Consider the following 18,397-nt stretch of genomic DNA (forward strand, 5'->3'; position numbering starts at 1 on the left):
TTTGATCCATGACAATCAATGAATGCTGAAAATGATCTTTGTCAAAACAAAAGTGAGACACTATGTCGCATGGGTTCGCGAGGTTTGTCGCGCCTCATCAACACACGCTCAAGCAGCCCCATTTAGGTCTTGACGCCAATCCGCCGCGGCTTTTTTTCCGAATTACACAATCCGAAAACAGTTGAACGCACCTGCGCGCCGCGCCGCTTGATGAGCGGGACGGCGCGCAGGTGCGTCGTCATTCTTCTGCAGTGACCGGCCTGATTACGTCGGCGAGCGCGGCACGCGCACTTCCGCTTCCGTACCGGCGCGTGCGGCATCCGTGCGCACTGCGTCGGCGTTGGCCGTATCTTCGGCAGGCTGCTTGGTGCGGCCGGCCTGGGCCACCAGATTGGCGGCCGAGAGTTCGATTGCGTCGGTCATGGGCTTCGGATAGATGCCCACTGCCAGCACCAGTGCGGCCAGCGACGCGAGAATCAGCGTTTCGCGGCGGCCGATATCGGCCAGCTTCGCGACGCTCTTGTTCGCCACCGCGCCGAAAATCACGCGCTTGTACATCCACAGGGTGTACGCCGCGCTCAGCACGACCGTGGTCGTTGCGATCGCACCGATCCAGAAGTTCACGCGGATCGCGCCCATGATGACCATGAACTCGCCCACGAAGCCCGAGGTACCCGGCAGGCCCACATTGGCCATGCAGAACACCATCATGAAAACGGCGTAGCGCGGCATGACGTTGACGACGCCGCCATAAGCCGAGATCGTGCGCGTCTTGGTGCGGTCGAACAGCATGCCGATCGAGAGCAGCATCGCGCCCGAGACGAAGCCGTACGAAATCATCTGGACGATGGCGCCTTCGGTGCCGATCTGGTTGAAGAGGAACAGGCCCAGCGTGACGAGACCCATGTGGGCGATCGTCGAGTACGCGAGCAGCTTGGTCATGTCGGTTTGCGCGAGCGCCAGCAGGCTCGAGTACACCACGGCGACCAGCGACAGCGTGATGATGGCCGGCGCGAAGAAGTGCGCGGCGTCCGGCGTGATCGGCAGCGTGAAGCGCAGGAAGCCGTAGCCGCCCAGCTTGAGCATCGCGAGGATCACGGTCGCGCCGGTGGGCGCTTCGAGGTGGACGTCCGGCAGCCAGGTGTGGAACGGCCACATTGGCACCTTGACCGCGAAGGCCGCGAAGAAGCCGATAAAGACCAGCAACTGCGGCACGAGGCCCATCGACAGGTTATGCCATGCGGCCATGTCGAAGGTGTGCGCCTGGCTGTACAGATACAGCATCGACACCAGCATCAGCAGCGAGCCGGCCAGCGAGAAGAAGAAGAACTTGACCGCGGCGTAGCTGCGGCGGGCATGGCCCCACGAACCGATCAGCAGGTACAGCGGAATCAGGGTCGCTTCGAAGAACACGAAGAACAGCATGCCGTCCGTGGCCGCGAAGGTGCCGACCATCAGACCCGAGAGGATCAGGAACGCGCCGTGGTACTGGGCCACGCGCACGGTGATCGACTCCCACGAGGCAATCACGATCACGAGCGTCGTGAATGCGGTGAGCACCACCAGCCACATCGAAATGCCGTCAATCCCGAGACGCCAGGCCACGCCGAAGTCCGGCAGCCAGTTGCGGAATTCGACGAACTGCATGGCGGCAACATGGTTGTCGAAACCGGTAATCAGCGGAATGGTCACCACGAGGCCGACGATCGAGCCGATCAGCGACAACCAGCGCGTGCGCTGGGGGTGGCTATCCGACCCGAGGCGCAGCACAGCCACGCCGAACAGGATGGGGATCCAGATCGCCAGACTCAGGAATGGAACGGATTGCATTTCAACAGGACCTTAAAAATGCGGTGCACAGAGTTCGTCCGCGCGCGGGCTGGCGCGCAGGCAAACTGAAAGATTAACGCGGGGTGAAAGTCGGACCAGACTGGCTGAAATGGTTTTGTCAGCTGAGAGGCGAAATGCAACACACGTTCAAGGGTTAACGAGGGTAAACGGAATATGGAACTTTTGCAGCGCAACAAGCCAAATCCGATCAGCGCCTGATGTAAGTCATTGTTTTTGCGTCGCTTTCTGCTAGCGCAAAAATCACAAAACATCACCGCCCAATCTGCTTCTGGCCTCAAAAGTGCCCTCGGGGACCTCATGGACGCATGTGCAAGCGACACACCGCCACACCGCGCGGCCGAAATAATACCTTACTTGTTTCTTTGGCCTCAATGACTTATGCATAGGGGCCCGATCCTGCAGGCCCCGCCGGGCCGGTGCGGCGCGGGTTTGCGCAGTGCAAAAAAAAGCCCCGGCCGTCTTCGGGCCGGGGCGAACTCTCACGATGCGCCAGCAACGCTGGAACACGCATGGACGGGACTTTAGCGGCTTGTGGCCCCTGAATTAAGCGCAACGCCTGGAAGAGTCCTTTCTGGCGTCACGCTGGATTCTGGCGGCGCTGGCGACATCGTCCTGCCACATGCGTGTGGGTCAGCGTCGTACTCGCGTAGACGCAACTGGCATCGCCATTATACAAATGAGAATCATTTGCATTTGGATGTTTTTTGGGGCATCATGTTTCCCATGCCGGCGAGCCCGGCCCTGACTGATCCGCGCACTCCGGCTGCGCGCCCGACCGCCCTGTTCGCCCGAGGCCCACATGAACTACACCGCCGCATTCGCGAGAACCGACACGCTGATCGACGACACCTTCGTCCAGCACCCCGATAGCGCCGAGCAAACCATCCTGCGCGCCGTGCGCACCTGGCTGCGCCCGCACTGCGACGCCTACGGCAAGGCCGAAAGCTGGCGCGGCGTGCTCGCCGACGCGGGCATGGGCGCCGAAGGCATCGGCCATTTCGATCTGCTGATGGGCACGCTCTGCCGCGCCACCTGCCGCCCGCTGGACACGCGATGCCGCTGCGCGTCCGAACTGGCGAAGGACGAAGGCTCGCTGCTGCAGGTGCTCGCGCTGCTGCAATCGACGCGCAGCGAAGCCGCCGTGCAGTTGCTCAACGACTGGCTGCCGACGCAGAGCGTGAGCGGCATGCTCAAGACGGCGCGCTGGTTCGCCATCTGCCTGCTCGACGCCGGCGTGCAACTGAGCGACCGCACGCGCCGCGTCACCTATATGCACTGATGGCATCGATGCGCCCGTTTTGCTGCGGCGCAACAATCATGCCCACCGCATAAGCTCATTACGAAAGACGATTTGGGCGGCACGCCACCCGCCGGTAGCATTGCGAGCTTTCCAGCCGCCGCTCCGCCCCGCATGTCTGCCTCACCCCTCTCTTCGCTTTCCGGCGCTTCGAGCGCCAGCCGTCCGCTGATCCGCAGCGCCGCCGATGTCTCGCGCCTCGTCAACACGGGCGGCGCGCCCGGCAGTAACGCGCGCATCGTCGTGGCGATTGCGCTGGGCGGCGTGTTCCTCGACGCCTACGACCTGGGCGCCCTCGCCTTCGGCCTCAAGGACGTCGCGCGCGAATTCTCGCTCTCGCCGGCGGGCACCGGCTTCGTTGCCTCGGCGATCACGTTCGGCGCCATCGTCGGCGCGTTTCTCGGCGGCTTCCTGACCGACCGCATCGGCCGGTATCGCGTCTTCATGGCCGATATGTTCTTCTTCGTGGTCGCCGCACTCGCCTGCGCGCTCGCGCCTAACGCCTGGGTGCTGGGCGGCGCGCGCTTCGTAATGGGACTGGGCGTGGGCATCGATCTGCCGGTGGCAATGGCCTTCCTCGCCGAGTTCTCGCGCCTGTCCGGCCGCGGCAACAAGGCCGCGCGCGTGGCGATGTGGTGTCCCGTCTGGTACGCGGCCATCAGCGTGTCCTATCTGCTCGTGCTGGCGTTCTACGCGACGCTGCCCGCCTCGCATTCGCACCTGCTGTGGCGCCTGACGCTGGGCTTCGGCGCGGTGCCGGCGCTCGTCATCATCGCGATTCGCAGCCGCTATATCAGCGAGTCGCCGGTCTGGGCCGCGAATCAGGGCGATCTCGCGGGCGCGGCGCGCATCCTGCAACGCTCCTATGGCATCGATGCCGATGTCGCCCCCGAAGCCCTTCAGACGGCCGCCAAACCGGCGCGCGTGGCGTCGTGGAAGAACTACGGCGCGCTGCTGCGCGGCGTCTATGCGCGCCGCACGACACTGGCGACGGTGATCGGCGTGGCCTCGTCGTTCGCCTACAACGCCGTGGCGTTCGGCCTGCCGGTGATCATTTCGAGCTTTCTCGCGCAGTCGATGCTCACCACCATCCTCGCCTCGCTCGTGCTGAACCTGGGCTTTGCGTTCGTGGGCGGTCTGATCGCCGTGCGCACCGTGCCGCGCTTCGGCGCATGGAAGATGACGGTCTGCGGCTATGTCATCCAGTTCGGCGCGCTGGTGGGCCTGGCGATCGTCGGCAAACCGGCGACGACGCCCGAAGTCGTCAGCGCCGTCGCCCTGCTCGCGGCCTTCCTGTTCGGCCAGGGGATCGGGCCGGGCTCGCACAGCATGACGTTCGCCTCGCTCGGCTATCCGACTTCGCTGCGCGGCGTGGGCGTGGGTCTGAACCAGACGCTGATGCGCGCGAGTTCGACGGTTTCGCTATTCCTGTTCCCGGTGCTGGCCGCCGCGCTCAACACGCGCGTGTTCTGGATCATCGCGATTGCGCCGCTCGCGGGCCTGGTCGCGCTGCTGGCGATTCGCTGGGAGCCGTCGGGCTACGATGTGGATGCCGAAGATTTTGCCGACGCGGGCCATGCGCAACACGCAGTTGGCGTTCGCGCGACGGAAGCGGTGGAATAACCGCATCCGCATTCAGTATGCAAAAAAGCGGCGCGATAACATCGCGCCGCTTTGCTTTTATGCCGTGCTTTTATGTCGATTAATTCGGATGACCGATCAAATTCCGTCGATATTTATTTCGGGCGCGAAGCGATGCGCTCGCGCACGAAATCGCGCACCGCACGCGCCATCTTCGGATATTGCTCGCCCGGCACCGCGAACAGCACCAGCGCACACAGCGCGAGCACGCCGCAAAAAAGAAACGTGCCGCGATACCCGAACGCCTGCACCAGCATGCCCGAGAGCACGCCGGACAGAATCGAGCCCAGCCGCGACGCATTGAAGAACAGCGCCGTCGCGCGCCCCGGAGAATCGGGCATCAGATCCTGAATGAACGTCATGCCGAGACACGAAGTCACGGCCACCACGAATGCGTTGAGAATCTGCATCGGAATGAGCGCGTGCACGCCGGGCGCCGCCGCCATCGACGCGAAGTACACCGCATGCACGACCGCGCAGGCCGCCAGCCAGTGCGACTTGTTCAGCTTCGACGCCTTTGCGCCGAGCGCGAGCATCATCGGAATTTCCATGAACGCGCCGAGGCCCAGCATGATCGACACGTCGAGCCGCGAGCCGTCCAGACCGTGGACGATATACAGCGGCAGCACGATCATGGTCGCGTTGGCCGCGAGGCCAATCAGCGTAAGCGCGACGATGGCCCGCATGATGTCCTTCTGCGGGGCATCCGGCGCGGGCGGGTTCAGGCGCTGCTTCACGGCCGGCTGCACTTCGGCCTGCGTGAGCGGCTGGCCCTCGTAAGGCGCGATGGCTTCCTCGGCGCGCTCCTGCGCCACGTCCTGGGCGGTGGGCCGCTTCATCAGATGCTGCGTGGCGTGTTCGTCCTGACGCGGCTCGCGCATACGCCAGACGATCACGCCGCAGGCCGCGAAGCTGGCCGCAGCGAACAGGAAAAGACCGTAAAAGCCGGTGGCTGCGAGCACCAGCGCGCCCACCGCCGGTCCGAACACCCACGCCGCCGAGAGAATCGTGCGCAAGGTGGCGCTGGCGAAGGTGCGCTCGGCGTCGTCGGCGGCCGGCAAGGCGGCGCGGCTGAACGAGAACACCAGCGACATCGCGCAACCGCCCGCGCCGATAAACGCGATGCCCACGGCCAGCAGCAGCCGGTAATCGCGCACGATGCACAGACAGATATAGCCGAGCGTGGCCGCGCATAGCGACACCAGCAACAGCAGCCGATGCTTGCCCGTGCGATCGCTCCAGCGCCCCGCTGCCGTACTGGCGATCACGCCGCTGGCAGCGATCGCGGTCATGAACACGCCCAGACGGAACGGCGTCATGCCGGCGCGCTCGACGCCGAATAGCGAGAGATACGGTGCGGTGAAGGACATCGCCACGCCGAGCATCAGGGTGGCGCCGGCAAGCGGCAGAAAACCGGGAATACGCAGGAGACCGACAAAGCGCGAGTTGTTGAGCACGGCGCGTTGGAGAGTGGCGGGGAAGTGGGGAAATGGCCGCGGCGCGCGGGGGCGACGCGTTCGGGCAGTCGGGCTTGCAGGCTCTTACGGCGCTCTTCAGACCGCTAGAACCCGCACTTGATGCCGTTTTCGCACCCGATCAGCAGGTCGATTATCGGGCGGAAACGGCGCGTGGCGCAAGGCGAGTGTTATCGATATCAGCATCTGGGCCCGATCCTTCGGACTATCCACAGATTTTGTTGGCAGGCCTGTGCGTAACCCTGGGATGAGTGCGCCAAGTGTTTGATGCATATCGAATTGTCTGCTACGTTGCGGATTGCAGCAGGTTTGATGCGAATTCGACCACCAGCGCCGTCCTTGTCCACAGTTTTCGTTGACAGCCCTGTGGGCAACTACTGGACATCGCATCCAAGCCCATGATCCCAAAGGGAAAACACCCAAAAATCAGCAAAAATGCACAAAAAGTGCGCAGAAAAGTTGTCCACAGCTTCTTGGGATAAACCTGTTGATAACCCGCTTGCTAGCGCGCCAACTCATTGATCGGATAGGCAGTTAGTCGATTTAGTCACGGAATTAGCAGAATGTTTCCGATCGGCAACTTTTGACCGCGACTTGCCCGACTCCCTGCCCACCCAGCCCTGCCCCGTCACGCAAGATCGAGTGCGCCCGTGAGATCGCCCGGCGGCATCTGTCCACGCTCGGCAAACGCGCGGTCACGCGAAGCGACGCCGTCGAGCGGCGCGAGCCCGTGGACCCGGCTGATCAAGCGCAGGATTGAGTTGGTGTCGTAGAAGGTGTGATCGACGTGCCCTTTCTTCGCGAACGGCGCGATCACCAGCGCCGGGATGCGCGAGCCCGGCCCCCAGCGGTCGCCCGTCGGCGGCGCCACCGGGTCCCACCAGCCGCCATTCTCGTCATGCGTCATCACGATCACGGTATTGGCCCACTGCGGACTGCGCTGCAGATGCCCGATCACCGCGGCGATATGACGATCGCCCGACTCCACATCGGCGTAACCGGCGTGCATGTTCAGATTGCCCTGCGGCTTGTAGAACGTGACGGCGGGCAAGCGCCCCGCGTCGATATCGGCGAGCAGCCGGTTGGTGGCCGGATCGTCGCCCACGCCCGCGTCGCGCAGATGCCGCGCGCGCTGCGCCGTGCCCGGCGCGAAACTGGCGAAGTAATTGAAGGGCTGATGGTGGTACTGGAAATCGGGCACCGAACCGGTGTCGCGATGGTCGAGCGCGTACTGCCAGGCGCCGCTGTACCACGCCCAGTCGACGCCTTTGGCCGACAGCCGGTCGCCGATCGTCGCGAAGGTCTGCGGCGGCATCACGCGCACATCGGCCGGGTCGGCCCATGCCGGATTGCCGTCTTCGGCGGGACGCACGCTGCTCGGCTGATACGGCGGCGCCATCGTGTTGACGGCGTAGCCGTCGGGCGTGAAGGCGCCATCGTTGACGAACTTCGGCGGCCCGCCCAGCGCCGATGCCGGGCTGCTGGCCGCCACCTTCAGACGCGTGCCGAGCGGATCGTCGCCGTCGAGCACGGACACCAGATGCTTCGCCGGACTCGCCTGCACGTTCGGGTAATACGGCGCCTGGGCGGCAATCAGATAGATATGGTTGAGCCACGACCCGCCGAAAGCGGCCATGAAAAAATTGTCGCAGAGCGTGTATTGCTGCGCGAGTTGCCAGAGCCGCAAGCTCTCGGCGGAGTTCTGGTAATAGCCCATCACGAGGCCGCCCGAATCGCCCCACGCAGCGAACTGGTCGTTGCGGCCGGCGTTGATCTGCATCTGGTTCTGATAGAAGCGATGCACCAGATCGCGCGTGATGATTCCGTTCGGCAACGGCGCGCCCTGCGTGTCGACGATACGAAACGGCTGGTTTGCGAGGCCCGCGATCGCCTTCTCGCCGATCATGTAGCGCTTGCCGTCGAGTTCCTGCGCCTGCGGCACGAGCCCGCCCCAGATGGCCGGCAATTGCGCGAGCGGCGTCTTGCCGTCGCGGTCGAGCTGCGCGTAGCGCGAGGCCGGCACGCCAGAGAGCGGCGTCTGCACGCCGGGGAAATTGCCGTAGAGATTCGTGAAGCTGCGATTCTCGGCGTAGATCACGACGATGTGGCGCACCTGGTCGCGCAGCGCGGCGTCCACGCGCGCTTCGCCGGCGCTGCGCGGGCCAAGACCGGCATTCGACTCCGGCGTCTGGCAACCGGTGAGCGCCAGCCCCACGCCAACCGCGGCGATACCGCCAAGCACACGGCGGCGCGCGGGATCGTCGGGACCACTGTTTTCGGTGCCTGTGGTGCTTACGTCGAGTTCGTCCGACTTCGCTGCCTTGGGATCGTCCTGCTTCATCGCCCGTCTCCTCTTTGCGGTCAAAGAGCGCACAGCAGGCGCCTTGCGCGCGCCTGCATTCGCCCTGCGGTTCACACGTCCTGCAGGAGGATACCGCGCGTAGCGGCCTTCCGGCGGCGCGGTGCATGACAGTTGCGTGACGCGAAAGGACGCTAAAAGGCGGAACCGCGCGCTGTATCGGCCGCGCGGTTCGGGCTTGAACAGCAGATGGAGAAGGCTACACGCTCAGGTATTGCGTGGCGGCGTCGCGGGTTGCGGCCCTTGCGCCAGGGTCTGCGCGGGGCGCGTCAATGCGCCGTCCGCGCGATGGTTTTCGTGCGGCGCGCGCGGCACCACCGGCAATTCCACGCGCTCGTGACGCGGCACATTGCTGTCGTCGGTCCAGAGCGGATCGGGAATCTCGGCGAACACCTGGCGCAGCCGTTCGCCCCACGTCGAATGCAGCATCTGGAAATAGGCATTCGAATCGTCAAGCGACGCGTAACGCGTCACCCGCAGCGAATCGCGTTCGTAGACCAGCAGATCGAGCGGCAGCCCCACCGACAGGTTCGAGCGCAGCGTGGAATCCATCGAAATCAGCGCGCATTTGGCCGCTTCGTCGAGCGGCGTGCGCGGCGTCAGCACACGGTCGATGATCGGCTTGCCGTACTTCGATTCGCCGATCTGAAAGTACGGATTCACGCTCGACGTTTCGATGAAATTGCCTGCCGCGTAGATCTGGAACACGCGCATGGCCTGGCCCTGGATCTGCCCGCCCAGAATGAAGCTGCAGTTGAAATCGACATTGAACTGCTTGAGCGCTTCAGCATCGCGCCGATGCACTTCGCGTACGGCCTCGCCGACGATACGCGCGGCCTCCACCATGCTCGACGCGCTCCAGAGCGAGGGCTGCGCGCTGTCGCGCTGCTCGGTCAGCACCTGCATGGTGGCCTGCGTGATCGCCAGATTGCCCGCCACCAGCAGCACGAGCACGCGCTCGCCGGGCTCCTCGAACACCGCCATCTTGCGCGATGTGCTGATGTGATCGACCCCCGCATTCGTGCGTGTATCCGACAGGAAAACCAGCCCCTCTTCTACCGCCAGCGCTACACAGTACGTCATAGTTGTCCTTCGGATCGCAGTGCGTTTCTCGTGTAGCCGCGATTTTCGCACGCTACGGAGCATGCGTTGCGTATGAGAAACCCGCGCCGCGGCTCTACGCTGGGCGGGTTTCCTTTCGTATAACGAGAAAACTATTGCTGCTGTTCGCCTTGCGCGCTCACGCGCACGCTCACATCGAGCGTTTCGCCCAGTCCGCCGATCCGCCGCCCGCGCACCGGCGCAGCCGCTTCGTAATCGCGCCCCACCGCGATGCGACAGTATTTTTCGCTGGCGAAACAGGCGTGCGTGACATCGACTGTCACCCAGCCGTTGTCGAGCCACACATCGACCCAGGCGTGACTCGCCATTTCCGGCACGTCGCCGGGCGCGAAATAGCCGCTCACGTAACGCGCCGGCACGCCGCGCGCACGGCACACCGCCAGCATCACATGCGCGTGATCCTGGCACACGCCACGGCCTAGCGAAAACGCATCGGTGGCCGAATGCGCGACATCGGTCACACCCGATTCATATTGCACGCGCTGCGTAATACGCGCCGCCGCGTCGAGAATCGATGCCACGCTGTCGAGCGGCCCCAGACTTTGCGCGAATTCGGCGAGCGCCGTATCGGCTTCCGTCAGCCGCGTGGGCGAGGTGAAATGCCAGGTGGGGATCGGCCCCTCGCCTTCGGTCAGACGCCCATCCGCGAGCGGCACGGTTTCCACTTCGCCGCGCACACGCAGGCGTATTTCGCGGTGCGGGCGCGACAGCACCAGCGTCATCAAGGTGTTGCCGTAAGCGTCGCGACTGGCTTCCAGTTTGCCTGGCGCATCGACATGCCATTGCGTGACGATCTGCGAAGCCGTCGTGATTGGCGAGAGGCGCAATTGCTGGATCGAGTAATGTACCGGCGCGTCGTAGCGGTACACGGTGTCGTGGCGAATCGCGAGTTGCATGGCGAAAATCCTTCAACGAATCGATCTGGAATCCGAATGACTTTTCAGTGCATCAACCCAGCGGCAGCATCAGATACGTGCGCGCCACCTGGTTGCCCAGTTCATACACGCGCGCGAGAAACTGCGTGAGGAAGGTATGCACGCCCACCGAGAAAATCTGTCGCAGATCGGCGTAAAGCAGTTCGGCGCGCAGCTTGCCGGCTGTGCGCTCGACTTCGCGCGAGGCATCGGTGCGCAGCATCGCGAGATTCGCGCACACACCGTCCATCGATGCAAGCAACGAACGCGGCATCTGCTGATTCAGGATCAACAGTTCGACCACGCGCGCAGGCGTCACCACATCGCGATAAACCTTGCGGTAAATCTCCAGCGCCGATACCGAACTCAAAATCGACGTCCAGTAATAGAAGTCTTCGAGCTGGCGTGCGGCCGAGCGCGAATCGGCCTGATCGACTTCGACAAAGCGCACGTCGAGAATACGCGCCGTGTTGTCGGCGCGTTCGAGGAAGGTGCCGAGTTGCGTGAAAAACAGCGCGTCGTCCTGCAAGGCCGTGCCCACACGCACGCCACGCGAGAGATGCGAGCGGAACTTCACCCACTCGAACAGGGATTCGGGATGCGTAGTCAGTTCGTTACCGCGCAGCAGTTCGGCGAATTGCAGCCAGGTGTCGTTGACGGTTTCCCACCACTCAGTCGTGAGCGTGCCGCGCACGGCGCGAGCGTTTTCGCGCGCGGCCTGCAGACACGAATAGATACTCGACGGATTGGTTGGGTCCGCAACGAGAAAATGCAGCACATTGCTGCGCGTGGTTTTGTCGTGACGTGCGTCGAAAGCCGCATCGAGTTCGGAAATACGCAACATCGCGCGATGCGTGCGCACTTCATCGTCGGCATTGCCGGGCAAGAGCAGCGCCGTCAGGTTGATGTCGAGCATGCGCGCGGTGTTCTCCGCGCGCTCCATATAACGGGCCATCCAGAACAGGTGATCGGCGGTACGGCTCAGCATGCTCGCTCCTCTTTGTTTCCGCTTTTTGCGACGTTTTCCACAGTAATGAATAGCGCACTCATTCGAGTACCCAGGTGTCTTTCGTGCCGCCGCCCTGCGACGAATTCACGACCAGCGATCCTTCCTTGAGCGCCACGCGCGTCAGACCGCCCGCCGCCATCTGGATCGTCTTGCCCGACAGCACAAAGGGCCGCAAATCGATATGGCGCGGCGCAATGCCGGCTTCGACAAAGGTCGGGCACGCAGAAAGAGACAGCGTGGGCTGCGAAATGTAATTGCCCGGACGCGCAATCAGGCGTTCGCGAAACGCCTCGATTTCCTCGCGCGTCGAAGCCGGGCCGACCAGCATGCCGTAGCCGCCCGCGCCATGCACTTCTTTCACGACCAGTTCGGGAAGATGATCGAGCGTATAGGCGAGATCTTCAGGGCGGCGGCATTGCCACGTTGGCACATTGTTGAGAATGGGTTTCTCGCCCAGATAAAACTCGACCATGTCCGGCACATAGGGATAAATCGATTTATCGTCGGCAACGCCCGTTCCCATCGCATTGGCCAGCACGACGCGGCCCGCGCGATATGCCGTGAGCAGACCCGGCACGCCCAGCGCGGAATCGGCGCGAAATGCCAGCGGGTCGAGAAAGTCGTCGTCCACGCGTCGATAAATCACATCCACACGCCGCGGCCCTTTGGTCGTGCGCATGAATACATAGTTATCCTCTACAAACAGATCGCTGCCTTCGACCAGTTCCACGCCCATTTGCTGGGCGAGAAAGGTATGTTCGAAATATGCGGAGTTGTACATGCCCGGCGTGAGCAGCACGACCACCGGATCGTCCACACCGTCGGGCGCGCACGAACGCAGCGTTTCCAGCAGCAGATCGGGATAATGCGCAACCGGCGCAACCTTGTGCTGGACGAATAGCTCCGGGAAAAGCCGCATCATCATCTTGCGGTTTTCGAGCATGTACGAGACGCCCGATGGCACGCGCAGATTGTCTTCGAGCACGTAGAACGCGCCGTCGCGGCCATCACGCACGATATCGATACCGGCAATATGCGCGTAAATGCCAAGCGGTAAATCAATGCCCTGCATTTCGGGCCGATATTGCGCATTGGTATACACCTGCTCGGCCGGAATAATGCCCGCGCGCACGATATTGCGCTCGTGATAAACGTCGTGCAGAAACAGATTGAGCGCCTGGACGCGCTGACGCAAACCGCGCTCGAGCGTGGCCCATTCGTCAGAGGGAATAATGCGGGGAATCAGATCGAAGGGAATCAGCCGCTCGGTTCCCGATAGATCGCCGTTGACCGCGAACGTAATACCGACGCGCCGGAACAGCAGGTCCGCCTCGGCGCGTTTGCGCGCCATCGTCTCGCCAGTCTGCCGCTCCAGCCAGTGCTGGAAGCGTTCGTAATGGGCGCGCACAGCGCCCTCGTCGCGCATTTCGTCATGGACTTGCATCGGCTCGTTCTCGCGCGTGGATGCAGCGAAACCCTGACGTCACGTCACGGGCGGCGCGCTGCGGTACGCTACGAAAAGCAAGGCGTATGCCATCGCCGGAACGCGGTTGTTCCAGCGTAATCCGGCTTTTATGCGCCCGAATGGTGCATGATTTCGGGCGCCATCGCGCGAGGGTCAAGCCGCGCGATTCGACGCCTCATCATGGTGCAGTCTAGTGGGAAGGAGCGTGCTTGCGCAACCGACGCAAGCACGACAATCAGCGCGATTGCGCCGCCGTCTCGCGCCGTTGCTGTTGTGCGCCCAGCCCCGTTCGCTGCTGCACGCCCCATTTGCGGCGCCCAAGCAGAAAATGCAGCCATCCGAGCGCCGCGCCCATGTGGCGCATCAACTGGAACGAGAACGGCTCGAAGATCGCTGCGAGCAGCGCCATGCCGAAGCTCGAACTCTTGCGGTCGCCGCTCCAGCGCCGGTACAGATGCACGGAGAACAAATGAAACGCGAGGTCGATCACGATCTTGCCGACGATCACCGCCAGCACCGGCAGGACGATCGTAAAGCGCCCATCGAAGAGAAAACCCAGCAGCAACGCAAATGCCGTGAGGCCGTAGATCGGTTGAACCGTATCGAATGCCTTGACCGGCAGCATCATGAGACCGAGCTTGCCATAGCGGCGATTGCCGGTCATGTCGCGATACCAGTATTGCGTCTGCAAAAAGCCCGCAAACCAGCGGCGGCGCTGACGCAGGAAACTCGCGAGCGTGCCGGGTGCATCGGTCGTCGCGCGCGCCGTGCCGATCACGCGCACATCCCAGCCGAGGCCTTCGCGCGCGGAATAGCGGCGCAGCCGGTGAATCAGTTCGTAATCCTCTACAAGACAATTCGGATCGAAGCCGCCTACCGTGACGACCGCTTCGCGCCGAAACGCAGCAAAAGCGCCTGAAACGAGCAGCAAACTATCCGCACGCATCCACGCAAAGCGCGAGATGAAATTGCGGATGTATTCGTAAGTCTGGAACCACTGGAAGAAGCGCCCGCTCGGCGTCGTGCCGCACACCGGCGTAAGCAGCCCCGCCGCCGCGACGAGCGCGGGTTCGCGTGCGAACGCGTCGGCCATGGCGGCGCAGGCATCGGGTTCGAGCAGCGTGTCGGCGTCCACCGTCATCACCGCATCCGTGTCCATCGCGCACAGTGCCGCGTTGAGCGCACGCGCCTTGCCGCCGTGCGCCAGCTTCAGCCAGCGCAGATTCGGATAGTGCAGCGACGGCGCGCTCATGCGCCCTTCGCCGGGATCGGTCAGGCCATAACGCTTCGCGAGTAACGCGGCGGTGCCATCGGTCGAACCATCGTCGGCGATCACGATCTGGCGCGGCGCGCGCGTCTGCGCAAACAGCGCATCGAGCGTGATCGGCAGCACGCCCGCCTCGTTATGCGCGGCGACGATGACGCCCAGCGTCGGCATCGAAAGCGATGCAGATGCGGGCACAACCATGCCAATGTCCTGCGCGGGCCGCAACAGCACGCGCGCCTGCCATGCCACGAAGATCAGCAGCACCGTGTCGTAGATCACGTAGGCGATGCCGGTCGACCACGCGACCACGCCTTGCAGGAAGAACGCGCGTGCGAACAGCACAAGCCATAACACCATGACGCTCAAATGAATCACGATGCTGACGAGCGGCGTGGGCGGCGGCGCGATACGCGGCGAAGTGCGCGCGAGCGCCTGATCGAGCAAGTCGTTCAAGACAGTCCTTTGTCGTCGTTCACGGCATCATCCGGCGCAGCACCGAATGACGATCGATCCACTGATGTTTGAGCGCGCCCGCAATATGCAGCGCAAGCACGCCATAGAGCGCATAACTGCACGCCGTATGCAGCGCGCCGAACTGCTCGTGTAACGCGTTCTTGGTGGCGGGATCGAGATTCATGATGAAGCCGATACGCGGCCACTGGAACAGCCCGAACAGATACATGGGATGCGAAGCCGCAGCCACCCACGCCGAGTCGTGCAGCCAGCCCGTGAGCGGCATCGCGAAGATCAGCACGTAGAGCGCGATATGGGCCGCGTGAGCGGCCGCGCGCTCCCATGCCGGGAATTCGGCGGGCAGCGGCGGCGGACGGTGCGTGAGGCGCCACAGCACGCGCAGAATCGCAAGCCCCAGCACGGTGATGCCGATGGACTTGTGCGTGTCGATCACGAAGCGGATGTTTTCGTCGGAGAGCGTGCCGTCGGGCAGCAGCGAAGCCGTCAGGCCAAGCGCGACGTTGCCCAGAATCAGCAAGGCGATCGACCAGTGCAGCAGCACGGCCACGCGCGTGTACTTTTGCGCGGGCGCGGCGGCGTTGAAACGCGATTCGGCGGAAAGAGAAGTTTTCACGTGAGCGAGCCGTAACCTTTCAGTAGGAGATAACGCGCGGTGCGGAATCTTTATTCCCCGCCCACGCAAAGATTGTTCGAATGTCGCTGGGCGCGTCTGCAAAACGGGACGCCATCACGGCGCACGCGCATTATGCGCCCTCGGACCTGACACTGCAGAAGCCAAAAGATGGCGGAATTGCCAGTTTCCATTCGGGCAATGAAAAAGCCGGAACGGCGCTTGCGCACCGCTCCGGCCTGCGAATCGGAATACCTGGAACGTCCTGCCGCTTCCAGCGACTTATTGGCCGCTGCCCGCCTGTTCCTCGATCTGACGCCCCACATTGGCGTCGATATTCTTCCAGTATTCGAACACGCGTTCGCGCACGGGACTGCGCACGCCATTCAGGCTCGCCACCACCTGCTCGACGAGCAAGGCGCGCTGCTTGTCGTTAAAGACGTTACGCACAAGATTGCCTGGCTGGCCGAAATCGTCGTCTTCCGCGTGCAGCGCATAAGCGCTGCGGACCATTTCGCCATCGGCTTCCCAGCCATCGTCGGCGGGACCGGTCTGATCGGCCCACGGACGCCCGAAGCTGTTCGGCACATAAGTGGGCGCGTTGCCGGTGTGTTCGAACGCCATATGACCGTCGAACTGATAGGTCTGCACCGGCACTTTCGGCTGGTTCACCGGCAACTGATTGAAGTTCGTGCCGATACGCGCACGGTGCGCGTCGTTATAGGCGAATGCGCGGCCCAGCAGCATCCTGTCCGGCGACAGGCCAATGCCCGGCACCGTATTGCCCGGCGAAAACGCTGCCTGCTCGATCTGCGCGAAAAAATTCTCCGGGTTGCGATTGAGCGTCATCGTGCCGACCTTGATGAGCGGATAGTCCTTGTGCGACCACGTCTTGGTCAGATCGAAAGGGTTGAAGCGATAGTGCTTTGCCTGCGCGTAAGGCATCACCTGCACCGAGAGCGTCCACGTCGGACATTCGCCGCGCTTGATCGATTCGAACAGATCACGCCGATGGAAATCGGCATCGCGCCCGGCAGTGGCTTCGGCTTCGGCATTGGTGAAAAACTGCATGCCCTGATTGGTGTGGAAGTGATACTTCACCCAGAACTTCTCGCCCTGCGCGTTGATCCACATATAGGTATGCGAGCCGTAACCATTCATATGACGCCAGGTTTTCGGCAGACCGCGCTCGCCCATCAGATACGTGACCTGATGCGCGGATTCCGGATTGTTCGTCCAGAAATCCCATTGCATTTCGCCGTCGCGCAGACCGGAATCGGGCAGACGTTTCTGGCTGCGGATGAAGTGCGGAAACTTCATCGGATCGCGCACGAAAAACACCGGCGTGTTATTGCCGACCAGATCGTAATTGCCTTCCGTGGTGTAGAACTTCAGCGAAAAACCGCGCACGTCGCGCCACGTATCGGGGCTGCCCATCTCGCCCGCCACGGTGGAAAAACGCGCCAGCATTTCCGTGCTCGCGCCCTTCTGGAACAAGGCCGCCTTGGTGTACTTCGAGACGTCCTCGGTGGTCTTGAACTCGCCGAACGCACCCGAACCCTTGGCGTGCGGTTGACGCTCCGGCACTTTCTCGCGGTTGAAGTGCGCCATCTGCTCGAGGAAATGCACGTCATGCAGCAGGATCGGACCATCCGGTCCGATCGTCAGCGAATTGCGGTCGCTGACGGCCGGCGCACCCGCGCTCGTCGTGGATTTACCGAGTGACTTACCGCTCGAATCAGCCATCTGAACTCTCCTGTGGAGTCGCCGGCCGCGCAACGCCGTACTGGACGCCGCGGACGCGAACGGTCTCTGCAGCGTGACGCGCGTGGCATCGCACGGCGCCTGTCGCGACTCTGATTGGGGGACGACCCGGCGCCTGCCTGCACGCCAGGGAATGGCCATTCTGCACGTCCTCGCCAAGCATTGCGCTTAAGCGGTCGCTCGCGCATCGCAAGCGTTGGCGCAGCAGAAAAGACCGCCAGGACAGCGTCGTTTCGCATCGGAAAATTTGTCGCCACGCGCCAGGTTCATGCGTTTCGAATCGGAAATTTCTGGCTTGCTGCGATGCCTGCCGATGTCAGCATTTTCTTAATACGAATCAAGCGTTTACTGAAATGTTGCGACGCACAAGATAACGCTTGACTTGGTTTTCTTTTGAGATATTATGAAGTCGATTGCTGCATCGCACCAATACGCGAACCGGTGATCGATAGAACGTATTCTTCTTTTCGTAACGGAACCGACGCGTAGCGGTCCCCCATCAGGAACGACGACATGACTCTGCCTACTCCCGAACAATTCGCCGCCACCCAGAAAGCTGGCCTCGAAACCCTCTTCGGCCTGACGACCAAGGCGTTCGAAGGCGCAGTCAAGCTCGCCGAACTGAATATCGAAGCAGCCCGCTCGGCGATCGCCGAAGGTCAGGAACACGCCCAGCGCACGCTGACGGCCAAGGACCCGCAAGGCTTCTTCGCCCTGCAAGCCGGCTTCGCACAGCCCGCCGCCGAAAAGGCGCTGGCTTATGGCCGCAACGTGTACGCCATCGTTTCGGCTACGCACTCGGAATTCTCGGAAGCCGCGCAAAGCCAGTTCGAACAGCAACAGCGCGCTGTCCAGTCGTTCGTCGACACGGCGGCCAAGAACGCGCCCGCCGGTTCGGAAAGCGCCATCGCGGCATTCAAGACGGCCATCACGGCAGCACAAGGCGCATTCGACTCGGTGAACAAGGCTGCGAAGCAGGCTACGGAAATCGCCGAAAGCAACATCGACGCCGTGACCAAGGCAGCGTCGAAGGCGGCCGCACAAGCTACGCGCGCTGCAAAGCAAACGGCTTAAGTTTTAGGGCGGCTTCTGGCGCCTTCGTGGCGACAGAGCGTTGCCGAGAACGGGTTTCGCGAAAGCGAAGCCCGT

13 protein-coding genes are annotated in these 18,397 nt (G+C 62.9%); 3 read left to right on the forward strand and 10 right to left on the reverse strand.

Annotated elements, in window-relative coordinates; translation table 11 throughout:
* Window positions 1-264: 264 nt before the first annotated feature.
* Window positions 265-1,830, reverse strand: a complete 1,566-nt coding sequence (locus tag G3N59_RS12360) for an NADH-quinone oxidoreductase subunit M (protein WP_205982892.1) — start codon at window positions 1,828-1,830, stop codon at window positions 265-267.
* Window positions 1,831-2,650: 820 nt separating this feature from the next.
* Between G3N59_RS12360 and G3N59_RS12365 the strand changes: the two genes are divergently transcribed.
* Both G3N59_RS12365 and G3N59_RS12370 read left to right on the forward strand, forming a co-directional pair.
* Window positions 2,651-3,130: a hypothetical protein gene (locus G3N59_RS12365; protein ID WP_205982893.1), complete on the forward strand. Its 480-nt coding sequence runs from the start codon at window positions 2,651-2,653 to the stop codon at window positions 3,128-3,130.
* A 132-nt stretch (window positions 3,131-3,262) separates the two neighbouring features.
* Complete coding sequence (locus G3N59_RS12370) at window positions 3,263-4,771, forward strand: MFS transporter (RefSeq protein ID WP_205982894.1); 1,509 nt, start codon at window positions 3,263-3,265, stop codon at window positions 4,769-4,771.
* A gap of 113 nt (window positions 4,772-4,884) precedes the next feature.
* On the opposite strand, the gene G3N59_RS12375 is transcribed toward G3N59_RS12370, so the two are convergent.
* From G3N59_RS12375 to G3N59_RS12415, 9 genes are all read right to left on the reverse strand, one after another.
* The gene (locus G3N59_RS12375; RefSeq protein WP_205982895.1) at window positions 4,885-6,246 is read right to left on the reverse strand and encodes a sugar efflux transporter; all 1,362 of its coding nucleotides are present in this window, start codon (window positions 6,244-6,246) and stop codon (window positions 4,885-4,887) included.
* 646 nt (window positions 6,247-6,892) lie between these two features.
* Entirely contained in the window at window positions 6,893-8,605 is a 1,713-nt protein-coding gene (locus G3N59_RS12380; RefSeq protein ID WP_205982896.1) for an acid phosphatase, read from the reverse strand.
* Between the two features lie 225 nt (window positions 8,606-8,830).
* Window positions 8,831-9,706, reverse strand: coding sequence for a proteasome-type protease (locus G3N59_RS12385; protein ID WP_205982897.1), 876 nt, complete (start codon window positions 9,704-9,706; stop codon window positions 8,831-8,833).
* A gap of 131 nt (window positions 9,707-9,837) precedes the next feature.
* Window positions 9,838-10,641, reverse strand: coding sequence for a transglutaminase family protein (locus G3N59_RS12390; RefSeq protein ID WP_205982898.1), 804 nt, complete (start codon window positions 10,639-10,641; stop codon window positions 9,838-9,840).
* Window positions 10,642-10,693: 52 nt separating this feature from the next.
* A complete protein-coding gene (locus G3N59_RS12395; RefSeq protein ID WP_205982899.1) occupies window positions 10,694-11,647 on the reverse strand; it encodes an alpha-E domain-containing protein in 954 nt (317 codons plus the stop codon).
* Between the two features lie 58 nt (window positions 11,648-11,705).
* Window positions 11,706-13,112: a circularly permuted type 2 ATP-grasp protein gene (locus G3N59_RS12400; protein WP_205982900.1), complete on the reverse strand. Its 1,407-nt coding sequence runs from the start codon at window positions 13,110-13,112 to the stop codon at window positions 11,706-11,708.
* Between the two features lie 256 nt (window positions 13,113-13,368).
* Window positions 13,369-14,853 (reverse strand): glycosyltransferase, encoded by a 1,485-nt coding sequence (locus tag G3N59_RS12405; RefSeq protein WP_205982901.1) that lies wholly within the window; start codon window positions 14,851-14,853, stop codon window positions 13,369-13,371.
* A 19-nt stretch (window positions 14,854-14,872) separates the two neighbouring features.
* Window positions 14,873-15,487 (reverse strand): cytochrome b, encoded by a 615-nt coding sequence (locus G3N59_RS12410; protein ID WP_205982902.1) that lies wholly within the window; start codon window positions 15,485-15,487, stop codon window positions 14,873-14,875.
* Between the two features lie 279 nt (window positions 15,488-15,766).
* Entirely contained in the window at window positions 15,767-17,230 is a 1,464-nt protein-coding gene (locus G3N59_RS12415; protein WP_205982903.1) for a catalase, read from the reverse strand.
* 531 nt (window positions 17,231-17,761) lie between these two features.
* Between G3N59_RS12415 and phaP the strand changes: the two genes are divergently transcribed.
* The gene (gene phaP, locus G3N59_RS12420) at window positions 17,762-18,322 is read left to right on the forward strand and encodes a TIGR01841 family phasin (RefSeq protein ID WP_205982904.1); all 561 of its coding nucleotides are present in this window, start codon (window positions 17,762-17,764) and stop codon (window positions 18,320-18,322) included.
* Window positions 18,323-18,397: the final 75 nt, after the last annotated feature.

Origin of the sequence: Paraburkholderia sp. Ac-20340, from assembly GCF_017104965.1 — a bacterium.
In the GTDB taxonomy this organism is placed as follows: Bacteria; Pseudomonadota; Gammaproteobacteria; order Burkholderiales; family Burkholderiaceae; genus Paraburkholderia.

Coding starts and splice junctions, on each gene's coding strand:
- G3N59_RS12360 (WP_205982892.1), bottom strand. CDS start 1,830: ATGCAATCCGTTCCATTCCTGAGTCTGGCGATCTGGATCCCCATCCTG.
- G3N59_RS12365 (WP_205982893.1), top strand. CDS start 2,651: ATGAACTACACCGCCGCATTCGCGAGAACCGACACGCTGATCGACGAC.
- G3N59_RS12370 (WP_205982894.1), top strand. CDS start 3,263: ATGTCTGCCTCACCCCTCTCTTCGCTTTCCGGCGCTTCGAGCGCCAGC.
- G3N59_RS12380 (WP_205982896.1), bottom strand. CDS start 8,605: ATGAAGCAGGACGATCCCAAGGCAGCGAAGTCGGACGAACTCGACGTA.
- G3N59_RS12385 (WP_205982897.1), bottom strand. CDS start 9,706: ATGACGTACTGTGTAGCGCTGGCGGTAGAAGAGGGGCTGGTTTTCCTG.
- G3N59_RS12390 (WP_205982898.1), bottom strand. CDS start 10,641: ATGCAACTCGCGATTCGCCACGACACCGTGTACCGCTACGACGCGCCG.
- G3N59_RS12395 (WP_205982899.1), bottom strand. CDS start 11,647: ATGCTGAGCCGTACCGCCGATCACCTGTTCTGGATGGCCCGTTATATG.
- G3N59_RS12400 (WP_205982900.1), bottom strand. CDS start 13,112: ATGCAAGTCCATGACGAAATGCGCGACGAGGGCGCTGTGCGCGCCCAT.
- G3N59_RS12415 (WP_205982903.1), bottom strand. CDS start 17,230: ATGGCTGATTCGAGCGGTAAGTCACTCGGTAAATCCACGACGAGCGCG.
- phaP (WP_205982904.1), top strand. CDS start 17,762: ATGACTCTGCCTACTCCCGAACAATTCGCCGCCACCCAGAAAGCTGGC.